Genomic DNA, 13677 nt, shown 5'->3' with positions numbered 1-13677 from the left:
TGCGGTCACTGGTGGACTCCGGTGGACCGCAGGGGGGTTAGCCCCACCCGTAGGGGAATTCCCCACGGACAGCGCGGAGTTCAGGGGCGGAGGAGGTCCGGACGGGCTGCGACCGTCAGCGCACGGAAAGCCGGAAGGACATCTGTCCGAAGCCGACCATGTCCCCGGCACGGACGGCCACCGCACCCGTGACCCGGCGTCCGTTCACGACGGTGCCGTTGGTCGAACCGAGGTCGCGAAGCACCCAGAACCCGTCCTGGAGGGAGAGTTCGGCGTGCATCCGGGAGACCGTCTCGTGGCTGAGCCGGAGCCCGTTCACCGGATCACGGCCGATCCGCAGCGGATACGGACCCGGCTCGGGCAGCAGCAGCTTCGGCAGCCGCTCGGCGTGCCAGGCCCGGCCGAGCCTGGCCGTGAACGCGGACATCTTCTCCACCGCGCCCACCACCCGCCGTGTCCAGCCGGACTCGGTCCTCAGATCGGCCGTGAGGAGGGCGAGTTCGTCCGGGCTCTGGGCGACGAGCGCCCGCTCCATACGGAACACGAAGGTGTCGTGCGAGATCCTGCCCTGGGCGGCACCCTCACGGAGCAGCACCAGCGCACGGTCCCGCTCGGCGTCGGAGAGCCGAGCGGGGTGCGTGGAGAACTCGAAAGGCGTCGTCACACCGTGATTGTCGGTCCGACGGGCCCGAAGTGTCCAGAACGAGGCCACAGCGGGCCGCGGAGGCCCCGCGGACACCCGCCCCACCACGTGTGACCTGGGCCGGACCCGCCCGGAGAAACCTCTTACCGGCCCGGCCGAGATCGCTGCTACGGTCTGCGGACTCGACTCCCGGGGGGAACCACGACGTGACCACGTCATCGACCCGCACGCCCGACGGCGTGACCCTGCGCCCGCTCTCCGGACCGGAGGAGCTGGACCTCTTCCGCCGGCTGAGCTACGTCCTCGACCACGAACTCGAGGACGACCTCGCCACCGGCCGCCGCCTGCCCTCGTGGATGTGGGTCGCCCTGCGCGGCGGCCGCGTCCTGGCCAGGATCGCCTGGTGGACGAAGCAGGAGGGCGGCGAACCTCTCTTCCTCGACTTCTTCGACCTCGACCCCGAGCTGCCCGAGCAGGAGCGCGCCGAGACCGGACTGCGCCTGCTGGAGGCGGCGACCGCGGCGGTCGTCCCGGCGGGGGCGGCCCGCCCGGAGTTCGGCCGTTTCCTGCCGGCGGACTGGCGCGAGGTTCCCGAGACCCGCGCCCGACTGGAGACGCTCTTCGGCGTCCTGGAGGCCTCGGGCGCCCGCCCGCTGGTCGAGCGGCTGCGCCTGGAGTGGCTCCCCGGCACGCCCGTGCCCGAGCAGACGGGCCGGCTGGAGTTCCGGCCGGTGCGGGACCGCGAGGACCTGGTCGCGCTGATGACCCCGGTCATGGAGGGCACGCTCGACGCGCATGGGCAGGCCGACCTCGCGTCCGGTCTCACGCCCCGCGAGGCTGCGGAGCAGCACTACGACGAGGAGTTCGCGCACTACGCCTCGCCCCGGGAGTGGTGGCAGGTCGCCCAGCTGCCGGAGACCGGCGAGCCGGTCGGTTTCGTGGTGCCCGCCCGGAACAACTACAACCACACGATCGCCTACATCGGTGTGCTCCCGGCGCACCGCGGCCAGGGCTACATCGACGACATCCTCGCCGAGGGCACGCGCATCCTGGCCGCCCAGGACGTGCCGCGCATCCGCGCGGCGACCGATCTGGGCAACGTACCCATGGCGAGGGCCTTCGCCCGGACGGGGTACGCGACCTTCCAGCGGGCGATCGACTTCGTCTGGGACACGCCGGGCGCGGCCCCCTCCTGACTGCCAGGATGGACGCCGTAGCCGCTGCGCCAGGGTCGCGGCTCACGTTGCGTGTGGTACCCATCGACGAGGGGATCGGCCGGTGCTGTTCGAGGTGTGGGCCCCAAGGGCCCGTGACCGGGTGACGCTGGAGCTGAACGGAACCGGACATCCGCTGGAGCGGGACGCCGAGCGGGACGGCTGGTGGACGGGAGTCGTAGCGGCCGGGGACGGCGACCGGTACGGCTACTCCCTGGACGGCGGGCCGGTACTCCCCGACCCCCGGTCCCGCCGTCAGCCGGACGGCCCGGACGGTCTCAGCGCGGTCGTCGACCACTCCGCGTACGTCTGGTTCAACGAGGCACCGAGGCTGCGGCTGCGCGCCGCCGTCCTGTACGAGCTGCACGTCGGGACCTTCACCCCGGACGGCACCCTCGACGCGGCGGCGGAGCGGCTCGGGGAGCTGGCGGGGCTGGGGATCACCCATGTGGAGCTGATGCCGCTCTGCCCGTTCCCGGGGCGGCACGGCTGGGGATACGACGGCGTGGCGCCGTGGGCGGTCCACGAACCGTACGGTGGGCCGACTGCGCTGAAGAGGTTCGTCGACACGGCGCACGGGCTCGGGATGTGCGTGCTCCTGGACGTGGTCCACAACCATCTCGGCCCGTCCGGGAACCATCTGCCGTCCTACGGACCGTACTTCACCGACACCCATCACACTCCGTGGGGCGCGGCGGTGAACCTGGACGCGCCGGGCTCGGACGAGGTCCGCCGCTATCTGCTGGACAGCGCGCTCGCCTGGCTCCAGGACTACCGGATCGACGGACTCCGCCTGGACGCCGTGCACGCGCTGGTCGACGACCGGGCGCTGACGTTCCTGGAGGAGCTGAGCGAGGCGGTGGACGAGCTGGCCCGCGAGCAGGGCCGCCAGCACTTCCTGATCGCCGAGTCGGACCTCGCCGACCCGCGGACGACGACCCCGCGCGTCGCGGGAGGGCTGGGCGTCCACGCCCAGTGGAACGACGACTTCCACCACGCGCTGCACACGGCGCTGACCGGCGAGGACCAGGGCTACTACGGCGACTTCGCGCGCGAACCGCTGGCCGCGCTCGCCAAGACGCTGACCCATGTCTTCTTCCACGACGGCACGTACTCGAGTTTCCGGGGCCGCCACCACGGGCGGCCGGTGGACCGGGTCCGCACTCCCGCGCACCGCTTCCTGGGCTACGCCCAGACGCACGACCAGATCGGCAACCGGGCGCAGGGCGACCGGCTCTCGGCGACCCTCTCCCCCGGGCTGCTCGCCTGCGCGGCGACGCTCGTCCTGACCGGGCCCTCGGTGCCGATGCTCTTCATGGGCGAGGAGTGGGGCGCGACCACGCCCTGGCAGTACTTCACCGACCACACCGACCCCGAGCTGGCGGAGGCCGTACGGCAGGGCAGGCGGCGGGAGTTCGCCGAGCACGGCTGGGCGGAGGAGGACATCCCCGACCCGCAGGACCCGGCCACCCGGGACCGCTCGGTCCTCGACCGTACGGAACGCGAGCGGGCGCCGCACAACCGGCTCGCGGCCTGGCACCGTGAGCTGATCGCGCTGCGCCGTACGCTGCCGGACCTGACCGACCCGGACCTGGCCGCGGTGCGGGTCGCCTTCGACGAGGAGGGACGCTGGCTGGCGTTCCGCCGCGGGGTGCTGCGGATCGCGGTCAACCTGGGCAAGGAGCCGGCGGAGATCCCGCTCGGCACGAACGGCCGCGACCGTGTCCTGGCCGCCTGGAGCCCGGTCGACGCCCCGGGCCCCGACGGCCTGCTGCGCCTCCCGGCGGAGTGCGCGGTGGTACTGACGGACGGCTGAGCGGGGGCGGGTGCGCCGGGCGGGGCGGAGACCTCGGCCGGGGGCCGTACTCCCGTGCGACGCAGGCGGTACGCGCACGACCTGACCGCCGGCCCGTGGGACTGGGGACGCGAGCGGTCAGCGCGGCTCCTGGCCGCCGTGTCCCGGCCCCTGGGCGATGAGGCGTTCGAGCAGTTCCTGGAAGTCCTCGCCGACGACGATCCGCAGCTCTCCGCCGTCCTCGTCGTGGTCGCTGAGCTGGGTGAGCCTGCCGCCGCGCCACCAGAAGACGTACGGGCTGATGGCGCCGGGGGTGTCCTCGTAGCCCGAGGCGGCGAACGAGGCCATGGCGCCGAGCGCGGGGACGATCGTGGTGTCCCGGATCGGGTGGAAGGCCAGCTGGTGCCGGAACGGGAGGGCGACCAGAGCTCCGTGCTCGCCGAGCGGCCGCCCGGTCACGCGCCGGACCACGGCATCCAGGTCGAGGACGCGGCTCGCGGTGTAGAAGGAGTCGCCGAGGATCACCTCGAAGCACATGCCGTCGGCGTCCCGTACCGTCTCGTGGCCCTCGACGGGCAGCCCGCGCAGGTTGGCGAGCGCCCGGTCGCGCAGCTCCCCGACATCGCCGAGCGGTTCGAGCGCCTCGTCCGTCAGCATCATGACGCTCTCGGGGAGGTCGAGGGCGAGGATCTCGTACAGTCCGGGCGCGACGCTGCGGGCGTACCCGAAGGTCCCCGGGTCGATGCCTTCGCCGCTGACCACCCGTGGGTACAGCTGGGCCCGGATCTGTTCCGGCCGGAGGGTGTCGAGCGCGGAGGGGCCGTCCATGGTGCGCAGCACCAGGCCGACATGGCGGCGGATCAGCGTGGGCCAGACGCGTGGTCCGCGCCGGTCGTTGTGGCAGACGGCGGCGAGGTTGCCGAGACCGAAGGCACGGCCGTCGGAGTCGCGCACCGAGTCGGCGTAGACGGTGACTTCGAGCCCGAGTTCGGCGAAGGCCTCGCGGACGCGGCTGCGGAAGAGAGCGGCCTCGCGCTGCGAGAAGTACGAGAACTCGGGGTCCCTGGGCGCCTCGTCACCGTCACGCCTGGGTCCTCGCCGGAACAGCCCCACGTCTGCCCGCCTTCCTGCTCGCCGTGGGTCCAGCCTAGGGGGTGTCCGCGGTCATGGGGCGAGCTGTCCGGCCAACTCGGCGGCCGGACCGAAGGGTTCGGGCCCGGTGTGGAGGAGTTCCACGCGGTGGACGAGACGCGGCGCGCTCAGTGGTACGGCGACGGCTCCGGCGATCGTCGCGGCGAGGGAGACGGGGAGCAGGGTCAGCCCGTGTCCGGCGGCGGCCAGCGCGCCGAGGAGTCGTGAGTCGACGCCCTCGTGGCGCAGGGCGGTGCGGAAGCCGTGGCCGGAGGGACCGCCGTGCGCGGAGCGCAGCCGGTCGAGCGGGAGACCCGCGTCGGGGGCGTCGAGCCAGCGGGCGTCGACGAGGTCGGCGAGCCGCAGGCCGGGGCGGCCGGCGAGCGGATGCCCGGCGGGCAGGACCACGGCGACCGGTTCCTCGGCGACGCGGACGGCGGTGAGCGGCGCGACGTCGGGCAGCCGCAACGGGTCGCTGGGGGCGGCGAGTCCGTCGACGAGGCCGAGGTCGGCCGCTCCGGTCGCTACGGCGACGGGCACCTCGTCGCGGGCCAGGGTGCGCAGGGTGACTCCGGCGGCGGGCAGAGCGGCGAGGGTACGGGGGTGCAGGGCGAGCGGGGAGGCGGTGAGGGTCAGCGTCTCGCGGGGCGCGGCGGCGAACCGGGCGAGGTCGGCACGGGCGGCGTCGAGCCGGAGGAGGAGCGAGCCGGCGTGTTCGAGCAGCCGCTCTCCCGCCGCCGTGGGAACGACGGGCCGGCGCCCGAGGAGCGGCCGGCCGAGGTCGTTCTCGAGGGCGGCGATGTGCTGGGAGACGGCGGACTGGGTGTAGCCGAGCGCGCGGGCGGCCTCGGAGAAGGAGGCGAGCCGGACGACGGTGACGAAGGTTCGGAGGTGGTGGGGGTCCATGGGGTTCCGAGCGTAGACGTGCCCGGCGCCGGGAGCCGAACCGCCGGCGGCCGCATCCGCACGCCGCCACCCCTCATAAGCGATCGCGATCGGGAGTGCAGGAATCATCGTTGGACGTGAACCCCCGGCTCCGACCAGCATGGTCGGCATGACGCACACCCCTTGCGTCGCCCTCGTCGGCGACCGTTCTCCCCATGTGAAGTCCCATGTCCGCATTCCCGCCCTGCTCGACGCGCTGGCCGAGCGGGACGGCCTCGTGCTCGACGCGTACTGGATCCCGACGGGCGACGCGGAGGCGCCGGGCGCGGTGAAGGACTTCGACGCGGTTTGGGTGCTGCCGGGGAGTCCGTACGCGAGTGAGGCGGGCGCGCTGGCGGCGATCCGCACCGCCCGTGAGGACGCCATCCCGTTCCTCGGCACCTGCGCCGGATTCCAGCACGCGCTCCTGGAGTTCGCCCGGGACGTCTGCGGTCTGACGGCCGCCGCGCACGCCGAGAACGATCCGGCGGCGGCGGGCGACGACCTGCTGATCGCGCCCCTCGCCTGTTCGCTGGTCGGCCACGAGGGGCCGGTGCGCGTGACGCCGGGATCGCTCGCGGAGTCGGTGCTCGGCGCCGAACGGACGACGGAGCGCTACCACTGCGACTACGGTCCGGACAGCCGGCATCTGCAGACCCTGCACGCCCATGGCCTGCGGTTCACGGGCGAGGACGAGGACGGCCAGGTCCGCATCGCGGAACTGCCCGGCCACCCCTTCTTCCTGGCCACGCTCTTCCAGCCGGAACTGGCGAGCGACGGGACGCAGCCGCACCCGATCGTTCGGGCACTGGCGAGGGCGGCCACGGACCACGCCCGCCGGTCTTCCCGCTAGCTCATGGGGACGAGAAGGTGGGCGCGGCCCCTGCCCCGGGCGACGAGACGGGCGTTTGACTCGTCGGAGTCGCGGACCCAGCGCTCGGCATGGGCGGGGTCCTTGCCGAAGCGGACGTGCCGTTCGACGAGCCGGGGAACCCGGCGGTCGTCGTCGAGCTCCAGGAACCAGGCCTCGTCGAGCAGGGGCAGCACACCGGCCCACGCCCCCTCGTCGTGGAGCAGGTAGTTCCCCTCGGTGACGACGAGCGGGACCTCCGGCGCGACCGGGATCGCTCCGGCGACCGGCTCCTCCAGGGCTCGGTCGAAGGCCGGGGCGTAGACCGTGGTGCCGCGCTCGGGGGTGCGCAGCCGGTGGAGCAGCGCGGCGTACCCGGCGGCGTCGAAGGTGTCCGGCGCCCCCTTGCGCTCCGCGCGGCCGAGCCGCTCCAACTCCCCCTGGGCCAGGTGGAAGCCGTCCATCGGCACGAGGGCGGCGAGCCCGTCGAGCCGGGCGACGAGCCGGGCCGCGAGCGTGGACTTCCCGGCTCCGGGCGCCCCGGCGAGCCCCAGGATCCGCCGCTCGCCGGGGACGGCGAGGAGCAGGGCGCGATCGGTGAGCTCGGCGAGCAGCTGGGCGTCCATGCGGTGCATTGTCGCACCGCGTGGCGCTCCGCTGGTCATACGTATAACCTTGAGGTATGTCCCTCATCGCTCTCGCCACCCTCGTCGTCCGTGACTACGACGAGGCCCTCGCCTTCTACACCGGCCCGCTCGGATTCGACCTCGTCGAGGACACCCCCCGCGACGACGGCTCCCGCTGGATCGTCGTCCGCCCCGCCGGAGCCGCCGCCGGCACGGGCCTGCTCCTGGCCCGCGCGAAGAGCGCGGAGGAGGAGTCCGCCGTGGGCCGCCAGGCGGGCGGCCGGGTCGGCTTCTTCCTCCACACCGACGACTTCGGCCGCGACCACACCCGCATGACCGCCGCCGGCGTCAGCTTCCTGGAGGAACCCCGCCACGAGCCGTACGGCACGGTGGCGGTCTTCGAAGACCTCTACGGCAACCGCTGGGACCTGCTGCAGCCGAAGGGCTGACGAAGCGGGGGGCCCGCCGACCAGGGCCCGCCGACCAGGGTCCGCCGTCCAAGGCCCGTCGGCTAGGCGTTCGTGCGGGCCTTGGTGAGCACCTCCGTCAGGGCCGCGATGCTGTGGTCGCCGTGGCCGGCCTCGACCGCCCGTGTCAGCAGGTCGTGGAAGGGCTTGTGCCACTCCACGTCGAGGCCCGCCTCCTCCCCGAACCGGGCGTCGTCGGCTGCTCCGGCGAGGAAGATGTTCACCGAGGACCCCGATGCCCCATAGTCGCCACGGTCGATCTCGTCGGCGAAGAGGGGCAGCACCGAATTGATCATCTCGAACCACTTGACGCTGAATCTCACCATCGAGGAGACCTCGAGCCCCCGCGCCCGGAGCGCGGCCGCGCCCTGGAAGAATCCGACGAGCGCGGGCAGGAGCGTGCCGCCCACCGCCATCTCGTACAGCGCGGCGAGGTCCGGCTCGGCGCCGAGGTAGACGGTGTCGCCGCCCAGCACCCGCAGGGTCGGCTCGAACTCCTTGAAGACACCGCTGTCGCCGCCGTAGTAGAGGAGGGTTCCCTCCGCCCCGACGGCCGACGGCACGTTCTTGATCGCCCCGTCGAGGTACCGCACCCTGTGGGCCTCGGCCCACGCCGCCGTCCGGCGGGCACCGGCGGGGGAGCCGCTGTTGAGGGTGACCAACGCCCGCCCCCCGAGGACGGCGGTGGCCGGCTCGAGGGCGGCGACGGTGTCCTCGTAGGTCGTCAGGCAGGCGACGACGAGCCGGCTCGCCGCGACCGCCTCCTCGACCGTCCGCGCGTGAACGGCCCCCTTGGCCACGAGCGGTGCGGCCTTCGACGCGGTCCTGTTCCACACGGTCGTCGGGTGCCCGGCATCGACGAACGCGTCGGCGAGCGCGCTGCCCATCGAGCCGAGCCCGACGACGGTCACGGAAGTGGGGTGGTGCTGCCCGGCCATGTGTCGCTCCTGTCCGCGGTGTCGGTGCGACCTCGGTGCGAGGTCCGCTCCATGCTGCGGGGGCGCGAACCGGCGGACAAGTACTGACAATTTTGTCAGGTACCCACAACTTTGTAAGGAACGGCCGCACGGCCGGGGGCGGCAGGAAAGGTCAGCGTCTGCCCCTCCGCAGCCAGTTCTGCACCTTGCCGGGCTCGGGAAGCACCTCGGGGAACCTCGCCGGGCCGCCTGCGCCGTACGACGGCCCGGCGCTGTGCGGCTCAAGATCCTTCAGGCGCGCCTGCCACGGACCGTCCGCCATCATCAGGTGGACGACGACCGGCCCCTCCGGCAGCGGCACCGTCTCCCGCCGCTTGCCGATCTCGTTGACGGAGGACCCCACGTCCGGAAGCGTGGTCGGGTCGTCGTGCCCGGCCAGTTCGTAGAGGTAGATGATGAGGTTCTCGCTGCCGCGGTAGCGGATGGCGAAATCGGCCGTCCCACCGGTGTGCAACAGGACGTCGGGGCCGAAGCCCTCCATGTCCGCCTCCGTCAGACGCCGGGCCGCCGCCAGCGGCTGCACCTGGAGCCGCCAGGGTCCGTCGGCCCTGAGCCTCAGTCTGAGCCGCCCGCTGTCGGGGACCATGGCGATCACCCGGCCCCGGAAGTTGTCCTCGGTGCTGTTGATGAGGCTCGATTCCTCCTTGTTGAACCGAGTGAGGGGCCACAGGCCGGTGTACGCGTCCTTCGCGTCGACGGCCAGGTCGACCACGACCGGGCCCGGCGGGAGCCCGTTCACCGTGATCACCTCGCCGTCCCGGCCGGTCTGCGTGTACGGCTCGAAGACGGGACCGAAGGTCCAGTCCGGCGCGGGAGGCTGAGCCGCGGGCTGCGGCACAGGCTGCGGCGCGGGCTGCGGAATCGCCGCAGCGGGTGCCGGTGCGGGCGCGGGAGGCGGCGTGAAGGCCGGCGGGGCCACGACGGGCGGCACGCCGACCGGCGGTTGGAACGGCACCGGCGCGGAGGGCCCCGGAGACCCAGGATCAGGGGCCTGGAAAGGCACGGGAGCCGGGGCCTGGAAGGGCACGGGAGCCGGGGCCCCCACCGGCGGCTGGAATGGCACCGGAGCCGGAGGGAACGCCTGCGGGGGCTGGGCCTGGGCCGGGGCCGCCGGGGCGTGGTCCGCGACGTCGACGCCGTGGTCCGTCGCCAGGCCCGCCAAACCGTTCACGTAACCCTGGCCCACCGCGCGGAACTTCCAGCCCCCCGCCCGCCGGTACAGCTCCCCCAGGACCATCGCCGTCTCACCGCCGGCGTCCGTCACCTCGTACCGCGCGACCGAGGTGCCGTCCGGAGCGAACGCCTCCACCGACAGCCCCGGCAGGTCCCGCATCGAACCGGTCTCCGTCGACCCGACCACCAGAACCCGGGTGATCTCCCCCTCGACCGCCGTGAGCCCGGCCTCCAGCCAGACCGTGCCGCTCTCCTCCCCCAACAGCCGCACCGCGCCCGAAGGATGGACCGGCGCCCCATGGAACACGATGTCGCCGTCCCCCCGGACCCGGCCCTGCTCCGTCAGCAGCAGGACCGCGACGTCGACCCCGTTCCGCACCGCGATCCGCAGCGGCACCGTCGGAACGAAGGCGTTGCCTCCCTTGATCATTTCCCCTCCCCAAAATGGATCACTCCTGGATCTTGCGGCCATCCTGGCCCACGGGACAAGGCCTGTGGAAAACTCACTGTGGCCGGGAACGCGCGATGTGCCACGATTCCCTGGCCATGGCCTTCCTACGACACGTCCAGTCCGCCGCGCCGGTCTCCGCCGTCGCCGCCGGCTTCCTCGCCGTACTCATCGGCGTCACCAGCTCCGTGGCCGTCGTCTTCACGGCGGCCAAGGCGGCCGGGGCGACGTCCGCCCAGCTCACCTCCTGGGTCTTCGCCCTCGGCATCGGCATGGGCGTCACCTGCATCGGTCTGTCCCTGCGCCATCGGGCTCCGGTCGTGACGGCGTGGTCCACCCCCGGCGCCGCCCTGCTCGCCACCGGGTTGCAGGGCGTGACGATGGCACAGGCGGTCGGGGCGTTCCTGCTGTCCGCCGTCCTCATCGTGATCAGCGGGGTCACCGGCTGGTTCGAGCGGATCATGAACCGGATTCCCGTGCCGCTCGCCTCGGCGCTGCTCGCCGGAGTCCTTCTCCAGTTCGGCACCGAGCTGTTCACGCAGATGGAGAAGGGCGGTGCCATCGCCGTCCCCATGTTCCTGGCGTATCTCGTCGGCCGGCGCTGGTTCCCCCGGTACGCGGTCGTCGCGGCGCTCGCCGCCGGTGTCGCCGCGACGGCGTGGCAGGGGTCCTGGAAGCTGGACGGCTTCGCCCTCACCCTGGCCGAACCGTCCTTCGTGCGCCCCGAGTTCGACTGGCAGGTCCTCGTCGGCGTGGGTCTGCCGCTCTACGCCGTGACGATGGCGTCGCAGAACCTGCCGGGGGTCGCGGTGCTGCGCAACGCCGGCTACTCCACGCCGGTCTCACCGCTGCTGACCTGGACGGGCGCGGTCAACACCGTTCTCGCGCCCTTCGGTTGCTTCGGCCTGAACCTGGCCGCGATCACCGCGGCGATCTGCAGCGGCGAGGCAGCTCACCCCGATCCGCGGAAGCGGTACGTCGCCGGTGTCTGGACGGGCGTCTTCTACCTGCTGGTCGGCCTCTTCGGCGGAACGGTCGGCTGGCTGCTGACCGCGATGCCGCCCGCCCTGGTCCTGGGGATCGCGGGCATCGGCCTGCTGGGCACGATCGGAGGCTCCCTCACCTCCGCCCTGAAGGACGACCGCCTCCGCGAGCCCGCCGTGGTCACCCTGCTCGCGACGGCCTCCGGGTTCACGCTCTTCGGTATCGGCTCGACGTTCTGGGGGCTTCTGGCGGGCGTCCTCACCCTCGCGGTGGCCGATCTCGCCCGGCGCGGGAAGCACCCCGAGGAGCCGCCGCCGGCTGCCGCCGAGGAGGTCGCCGCCACCGAAGAGGCGCCGACGACCGCCAAGACCCGCTGAGGGAGAGAAGGGCGGCGGCAAGGGCAGGATTCGAACCTACGTCCACCCGGAGATCGAGCCGGGCGCTCCTCCACAGAGCTTCCTCGCCGCCTGGGTCCATCCTCATCAGCCGGCACCGCACCGGTCAACTCGATTCCGGCGCCCCACTCCCCGGCCGTGGCCCACTCCCCGGCTGTGCCCCGCTCCCCGGCCCCGGAAGGCCGGGCACCACCGACCTCCCTCAGAGCCACTCCCCCGCCGCCGCGCGCTGGCCCTTGCCCGAGAACACGCCGGCGGACCGCAGGGCGCTCGCCATGAGCGGATCCACGACCTGGACGCCGTGCACCAGCTCCGGTGTACGGCGGTAGCCGACGGGTTCGGCTGCGGGGCGCGGCGCGGTCCAGCCGCCCGCAACCGGATCCACGCCGTGGCGGGCGCAGACCTGTTCGACGAGGGAGCGCGTGCACTCCTCTTCTCCGCGCAGCACCTTCCAGGGCAGCGGAAGCTCCGCCCAGACGTACGTGTCGGGGTGCAGGCCGCCGCCGCTCTTCCGGTGCCAGTAGGCGACGTCGGCCGCCATCAGCCGGGGCACCTTCCCCGGGCAGACGCGGTCGAGGAAGTCCTCCCGCCCCAGCTCGGTGAGGAGCGCGAACCAGTGCGCCCGGGCCGTGCTCCAGGCCTGCGCCGCCTGGTTCCACGTCGACGAGTCGTTCCCCGGCCGGACGATCATGGTCTCGCGTTCCAGGGCGCACCTGTCCCAGGCAGCCTCCAGCAGCTCGGCGACGGTCCGCAGGAAGCGGCTCCAGCACGCGAGCAGGAGCGAGAGCTCCTCGTCGGAGAGGTGTCCGAGGACCTCCGCGGTGGGGTGCGCGTGGGCGACCACGTACCAGTCGGTGCGCTCGGGTTCGGCGCGCAGCCGCTGGAACAGGGCGTCGGCCACCTCGTCGTGCGGCCGGCGCTGCGTGCCGTTGGTGAAGACGCTGCGCATGTATCCGCGCGCGGTGAGGTACGCGACGAAGGCCGCGGTTCCCGCGTCGGTGGCGAACCGCTCGTACGGCAGAGTGTGGGCGATCGCGCCCTTGCCGGTCATGACGACCTCGTAGCGGCGCTGTTCGTGGACGATCCTCGCCAGTTTGGCCTCCATGCGGCGCAACAGCCGGAAGCGCTTGTTGTACTGGCGCTTGGACAGCTCGCCGATGCCCGCGTCGGTGCGCTCGGCCCGGTTGAGCCGGTCCCTGCCGAAGTCGTTCTCGCCGTACGCCCGGCCGATCTCCCGGCCCGCCCGGCGGATCACCGCCTCGATCCGTCCGGGGTCGTCGCCCGCGTCCTCGGGCAGCTCCGGAACGCTCGGGAACAGCGCGGCGGCGCGGCCGAGTTGGCGCTGCGCGCCGACGGGCCGGGCGAACTCCTCCCGCATGGAGGTGTATCCGTGCCAGAGGCTGCGCAGCGAGTTCTCGGTGGCCTTGCCGAGGGCGCGCTCGGTGGCCGGGCCGAGCTCGGCTCCCTGGGCGGTGAACAGGTCGAGCACGAGCTGTGCCACGTCTTCCGGACGCTTCCGCAGTCCCAGCGAGGCGTGCAGCTCCCTCAGGAGCCGCTCGGCGTGGTGCGACGTCATGCGTCACACCCTGTCACCGCCTCGCCGGGACCTCCACCGGTTATCCGGCGGCGCCCGCTCAGCCCTCGTCGGGCGTCAGCTTCAGCGAAATGCTGTTGATGCAGTACCGCTGGTCCGTCGGGGTCGGGTAACCCTCGCCCTCGAAGACATGGCCCAGGTGCGAACCGCAGCGCGCGCAGCGGACCTCGGTGCGGACCATGCCGTACGAGCGGTCCTCGATCAGCTCGACCGCCGCGCTGTCCTTCGGGTCGTAGAAGGACGGCCAGCCGCAGTGGGACTCGAACTTCTCGGTCGACGTGAAGAGCTCGGCGCCGCACGCCCGGCAGGAGTAGACACCCTGGGTCTTCGTGTCCGTGTACTCACCGCGGAACGCGGGTTCCGTGCCCGCCTGCCGCAGCACCTGGTACTCCGCCGGGGTCAGCTCCGCGCGCCACTGCTCGTCAGGCTTCTCGACCTCGTACGCCGTCATCACAT

At 72.9% G+C, this 13677-nt stretch carries 13 protein-coding genes and 1 tRNA gene; 5 read left to right on the top strand and 9 right to left on the bottom strand.

Going from position 1 to position 13677, the window contains the following annotated elements; translation table 11 throughout:
• Window positions 1-115: 115 nt before the first annotated feature.
• Window positions 116-664 carry a DUF1707 and FHA domain-containing protein gene (locus ACF1G2_RS32520; protein ID WP_391801746.1) on the bottom strand — a complete coding sequence of 183 codons (549 nt, stop codon included), beginning with the start codon at window positions 662-664 and terminating at the stop codon, window positions 116-118.
• A gap of 185 nt (window positions 665-849) precedes the next feature.
• Between ACF1G2_RS32520 and ACF1G2_RS32515 the strand changes: the two genes are divergently transcribed.
• Window positions 850-1839 carry a GNAT family N-acetyltransferase gene (locus tag ACF1G2_RS32515; protein ID WP_391801745.1) on the top strand — a complete coding sequence of 330 codons (990 nt, stop codon included), beginning with the start codon at window positions 850-852 and terminating at the stop codon, window positions 1837-1839.
• 82 nt (window positions 1840-1921) lie between these two features.
• Window positions 1922-3673 (top strand): malto-oligosyltrehalose trehalohydrolase, encoded by a 1752-nt coding sequence (gene treZ / locus ACF1G2_RS32510; protein WP_391801744.1) that lies wholly within the window; start codon window positions 1922-1924, stop codon window positions 3671-3673.
• Window positions 3674-3790: 117 nt separating this feature from the next.
• Here the strand turns inward: treZ and ACF1G2_RS32505 are convergent, their stop codons facing one another.
• Together ACF1G2_RS32505 and ACF1G2_RS32500 are read right to left on the bottom strand one after the other, a co-directional pair.
• Complete coding sequence (locus tag ACF1G2_RS32505; protein ID WP_391801743.1) at window positions 3791-4765, bottom strand: hypothetical protein; 975 nt, start codon at window positions 4763-4765, stop codon at window positions 3791-3793.
• A gap of 51 nt (window positions 4766-4816) precedes the next feature.
• A complete protein-coding gene (locus tag ACF1G2_RS32500) occupies window positions 4817-5689 on the bottom strand; it encodes a LysR family transcriptional regulator (RefSeq protein WP_391801742.1) in 873 nt (290 codons plus the stop codon).
• A 148-nt stretch (window positions 5690-5837) separates the two neighbouring features.
• Between ACF1G2_RS32500 and ACF1G2_RS32495 the strand changes: the two genes are divergently transcribed.
• Window positions 5838-6560, top strand: a complete 723-nt coding sequence (locus ACF1G2_RS32495) for a hypothetical protein (RefSeq protein WP_391801741.1) — start codon at window positions 5838-5840, stop codon at window positions 6558-6560.
• Here ACF1G2_RS32495 and ACF1G2_RS32490 read toward each other — a convergent pair.
• A complete protein-coding gene (locus tag ACF1G2_RS32490; RefSeq protein ID WP_391801771.1) occupies window positions 6557-7192 on the bottom strand; it encodes a nucleoside/nucleotide kinase family protein in 636 nt (211 codons plus the stop codon). The genes ACF1G2_RS32495 and ACF1G2_RS32490 overlap by 4 nt on opposite strands.
• Window positions 7193-7239: 47 nt before the next feature.
• Here ACF1G2_RS32490 and ACF1G2_RS32485 point away from each other — a divergent pair, with 47 nt between their 5' ends.
• A complete protein-coding gene (locus tag ACF1G2_RS32485; protein WP_391801740.1) occupies window positions 7240-7632 on the top strand; it encodes a VOC family protein in 393 nt (130 codons plus the stop codon).
• A gap of 62 nt (window positions 7633-7694) precedes the next feature.
• Here the strand turns inward: ACF1G2_RS32485 and ACF1G2_RS32480 are convergent, their stop codons facing one another.
• Both ACF1G2_RS32480 and ACF1G2_RS32475 read right to left on the bottom strand, forming a co-directional pair.
• Window positions 7695-8678: an NAD(P)-dependent oxidoreductase gene (locus ACF1G2_RS32480; RefSeq protein ID WP_391801739.1), complete on the bottom strand. Its 984-nt coding sequence runs from the start codon at window positions 8676-8678 to the stop codon at window positions 7695-7697.
• A gap of 61 nt (window positions 8679-8739) precedes the next feature.
• Complete coding sequence (locus ACF1G2_RS32475) at window positions 8740-10230, bottom strand: TerD family protein (protein ID WP_391801738.1); 1491 nt, start codon at window positions 10228-10230, stop codon at window positions 8740-8742.
• Between the two features lie 116 nt (window positions 10231-10346).
• Here ACF1G2_RS32475 and ACF1G2_RS32470 point away from each other — a divergent pair, with 116 nt between their 5' ends.
• Complete coding sequence (locus tag ACF1G2_RS32470; protein WP_391801737.1) at window positions 10347-11609, top strand: benzoate/H(+) symporter BenE family transporter; 1263 nt, start codon at window positions 10347-10349, stop codon at window positions 11607-11609.
• 15 nt (window positions 11610-11624) lie between these two features.
• Here the strand turns inward: ACF1G2_RS32470 and ACF1G2_RS32465 are convergent.
• The 3 genes from ACF1G2_RS32465 to msrB form a co-directional block, all read right to left on the bottom strand.
• A tRNA-Ser gene (locus ACF1G2_RS32465) sits at window positions 11625-11697 on the bottom strand.
• 132 nt (window positions 11698-11829) lie between these two features.
• On the bottom strand, window positions 11830-13203 hold the full coding sequence (locus ACF1G2_RS32460) for a hypothetical protein (protein ID WP_391801736.1): 1374 nt from the start codon (window positions 13201-13203) through the stop codon (window positions 11830-11832).
• A 58-nt stretch (window positions 13204-13261) separates the two neighbouring features.
• Window positions 13262-13672: a peptide-methionine (R)-S-oxide reductase MsrB gene (msrB, locus tag ACF1G2_RS32455; RefSeq protein WP_391801735.1), complete on the bottom strand. Its 411-nt coding sequence runs from the start codon at window positions 13670-13672 to the stop codon at window positions 13262-13264.
• Between the last annotated feature and the right edge of the window lie 5 nt (window positions 13673-13677).

It is taken from the genome of Streptomyces sp. NPDC013457, assembly GCF_043089925.1.
Classification (GTDB): domain Bacteria; phylum Actinomycetota; class Actinomycetes; order Streptomycetales; family Streptomycetaceae; genus Streptomyces.
This window is presented reverse-complemented; position numbering and strand designations above follow the sequence as displayed.

Coding starts and splice junctions, on each gene's coding strand:
- ACF1G2_RS32490 (WP_391801771.1), bottom strand. CDS start 7,192: ATGCACCGCATGGACGCCCAGCTGCTCGCCGAGCTCACCGATCGCGCC.
- msrB (WP_391801735.1), bottom strand. CDS start 13,672: ATGACGGCGTACGAGGTCGAGAAGCCTGACGAGCAGTGGCGCGCGGAG.
- ACF1G2_RS32470 (WP_391801737.1), top strand. CDS start 10,347: ATGGCCTTCCTACGACACGTCCAGTCCGCCGCGCCGGTCTCCGCCGTC.
- ACF1G2_RS32485 (WP_391801740.1), top strand. CDS start 7,240: ATGTCCCTCATCGCTCTCGCCACCCTCGTCGTCCGTGACTACGACGAG.
- ACF1G2_RS32500 (WP_391801742.1), bottom strand. CDS start 5,689: ATGGACCCCCACCACCTCCGAACCTTCGTCACCGTCGTCCGGCTCGCC.
- ACF1G2_RS32460 (WP_391801736.1), bottom strand. CDS start 13,203: ATGACGTCGCACCACGCCGAGCGGCTCCTGAGGGAGCTGCACGCCTCG.
- ACF1G2_RS32495 (WP_391801741.1), top strand. CDS start 5,838: ATGACGCACACCCCTTGCGTCGCCCTCGTCGGCGACCGTTCTCCCCAT.
- ACF1G2_RS32475 (WP_391801738.1), bottom strand. CDS start 10,230: ATGATCAAGGGAGGCAACGCCTTCGTTCCGACGGTGCCGCTGCGGATC.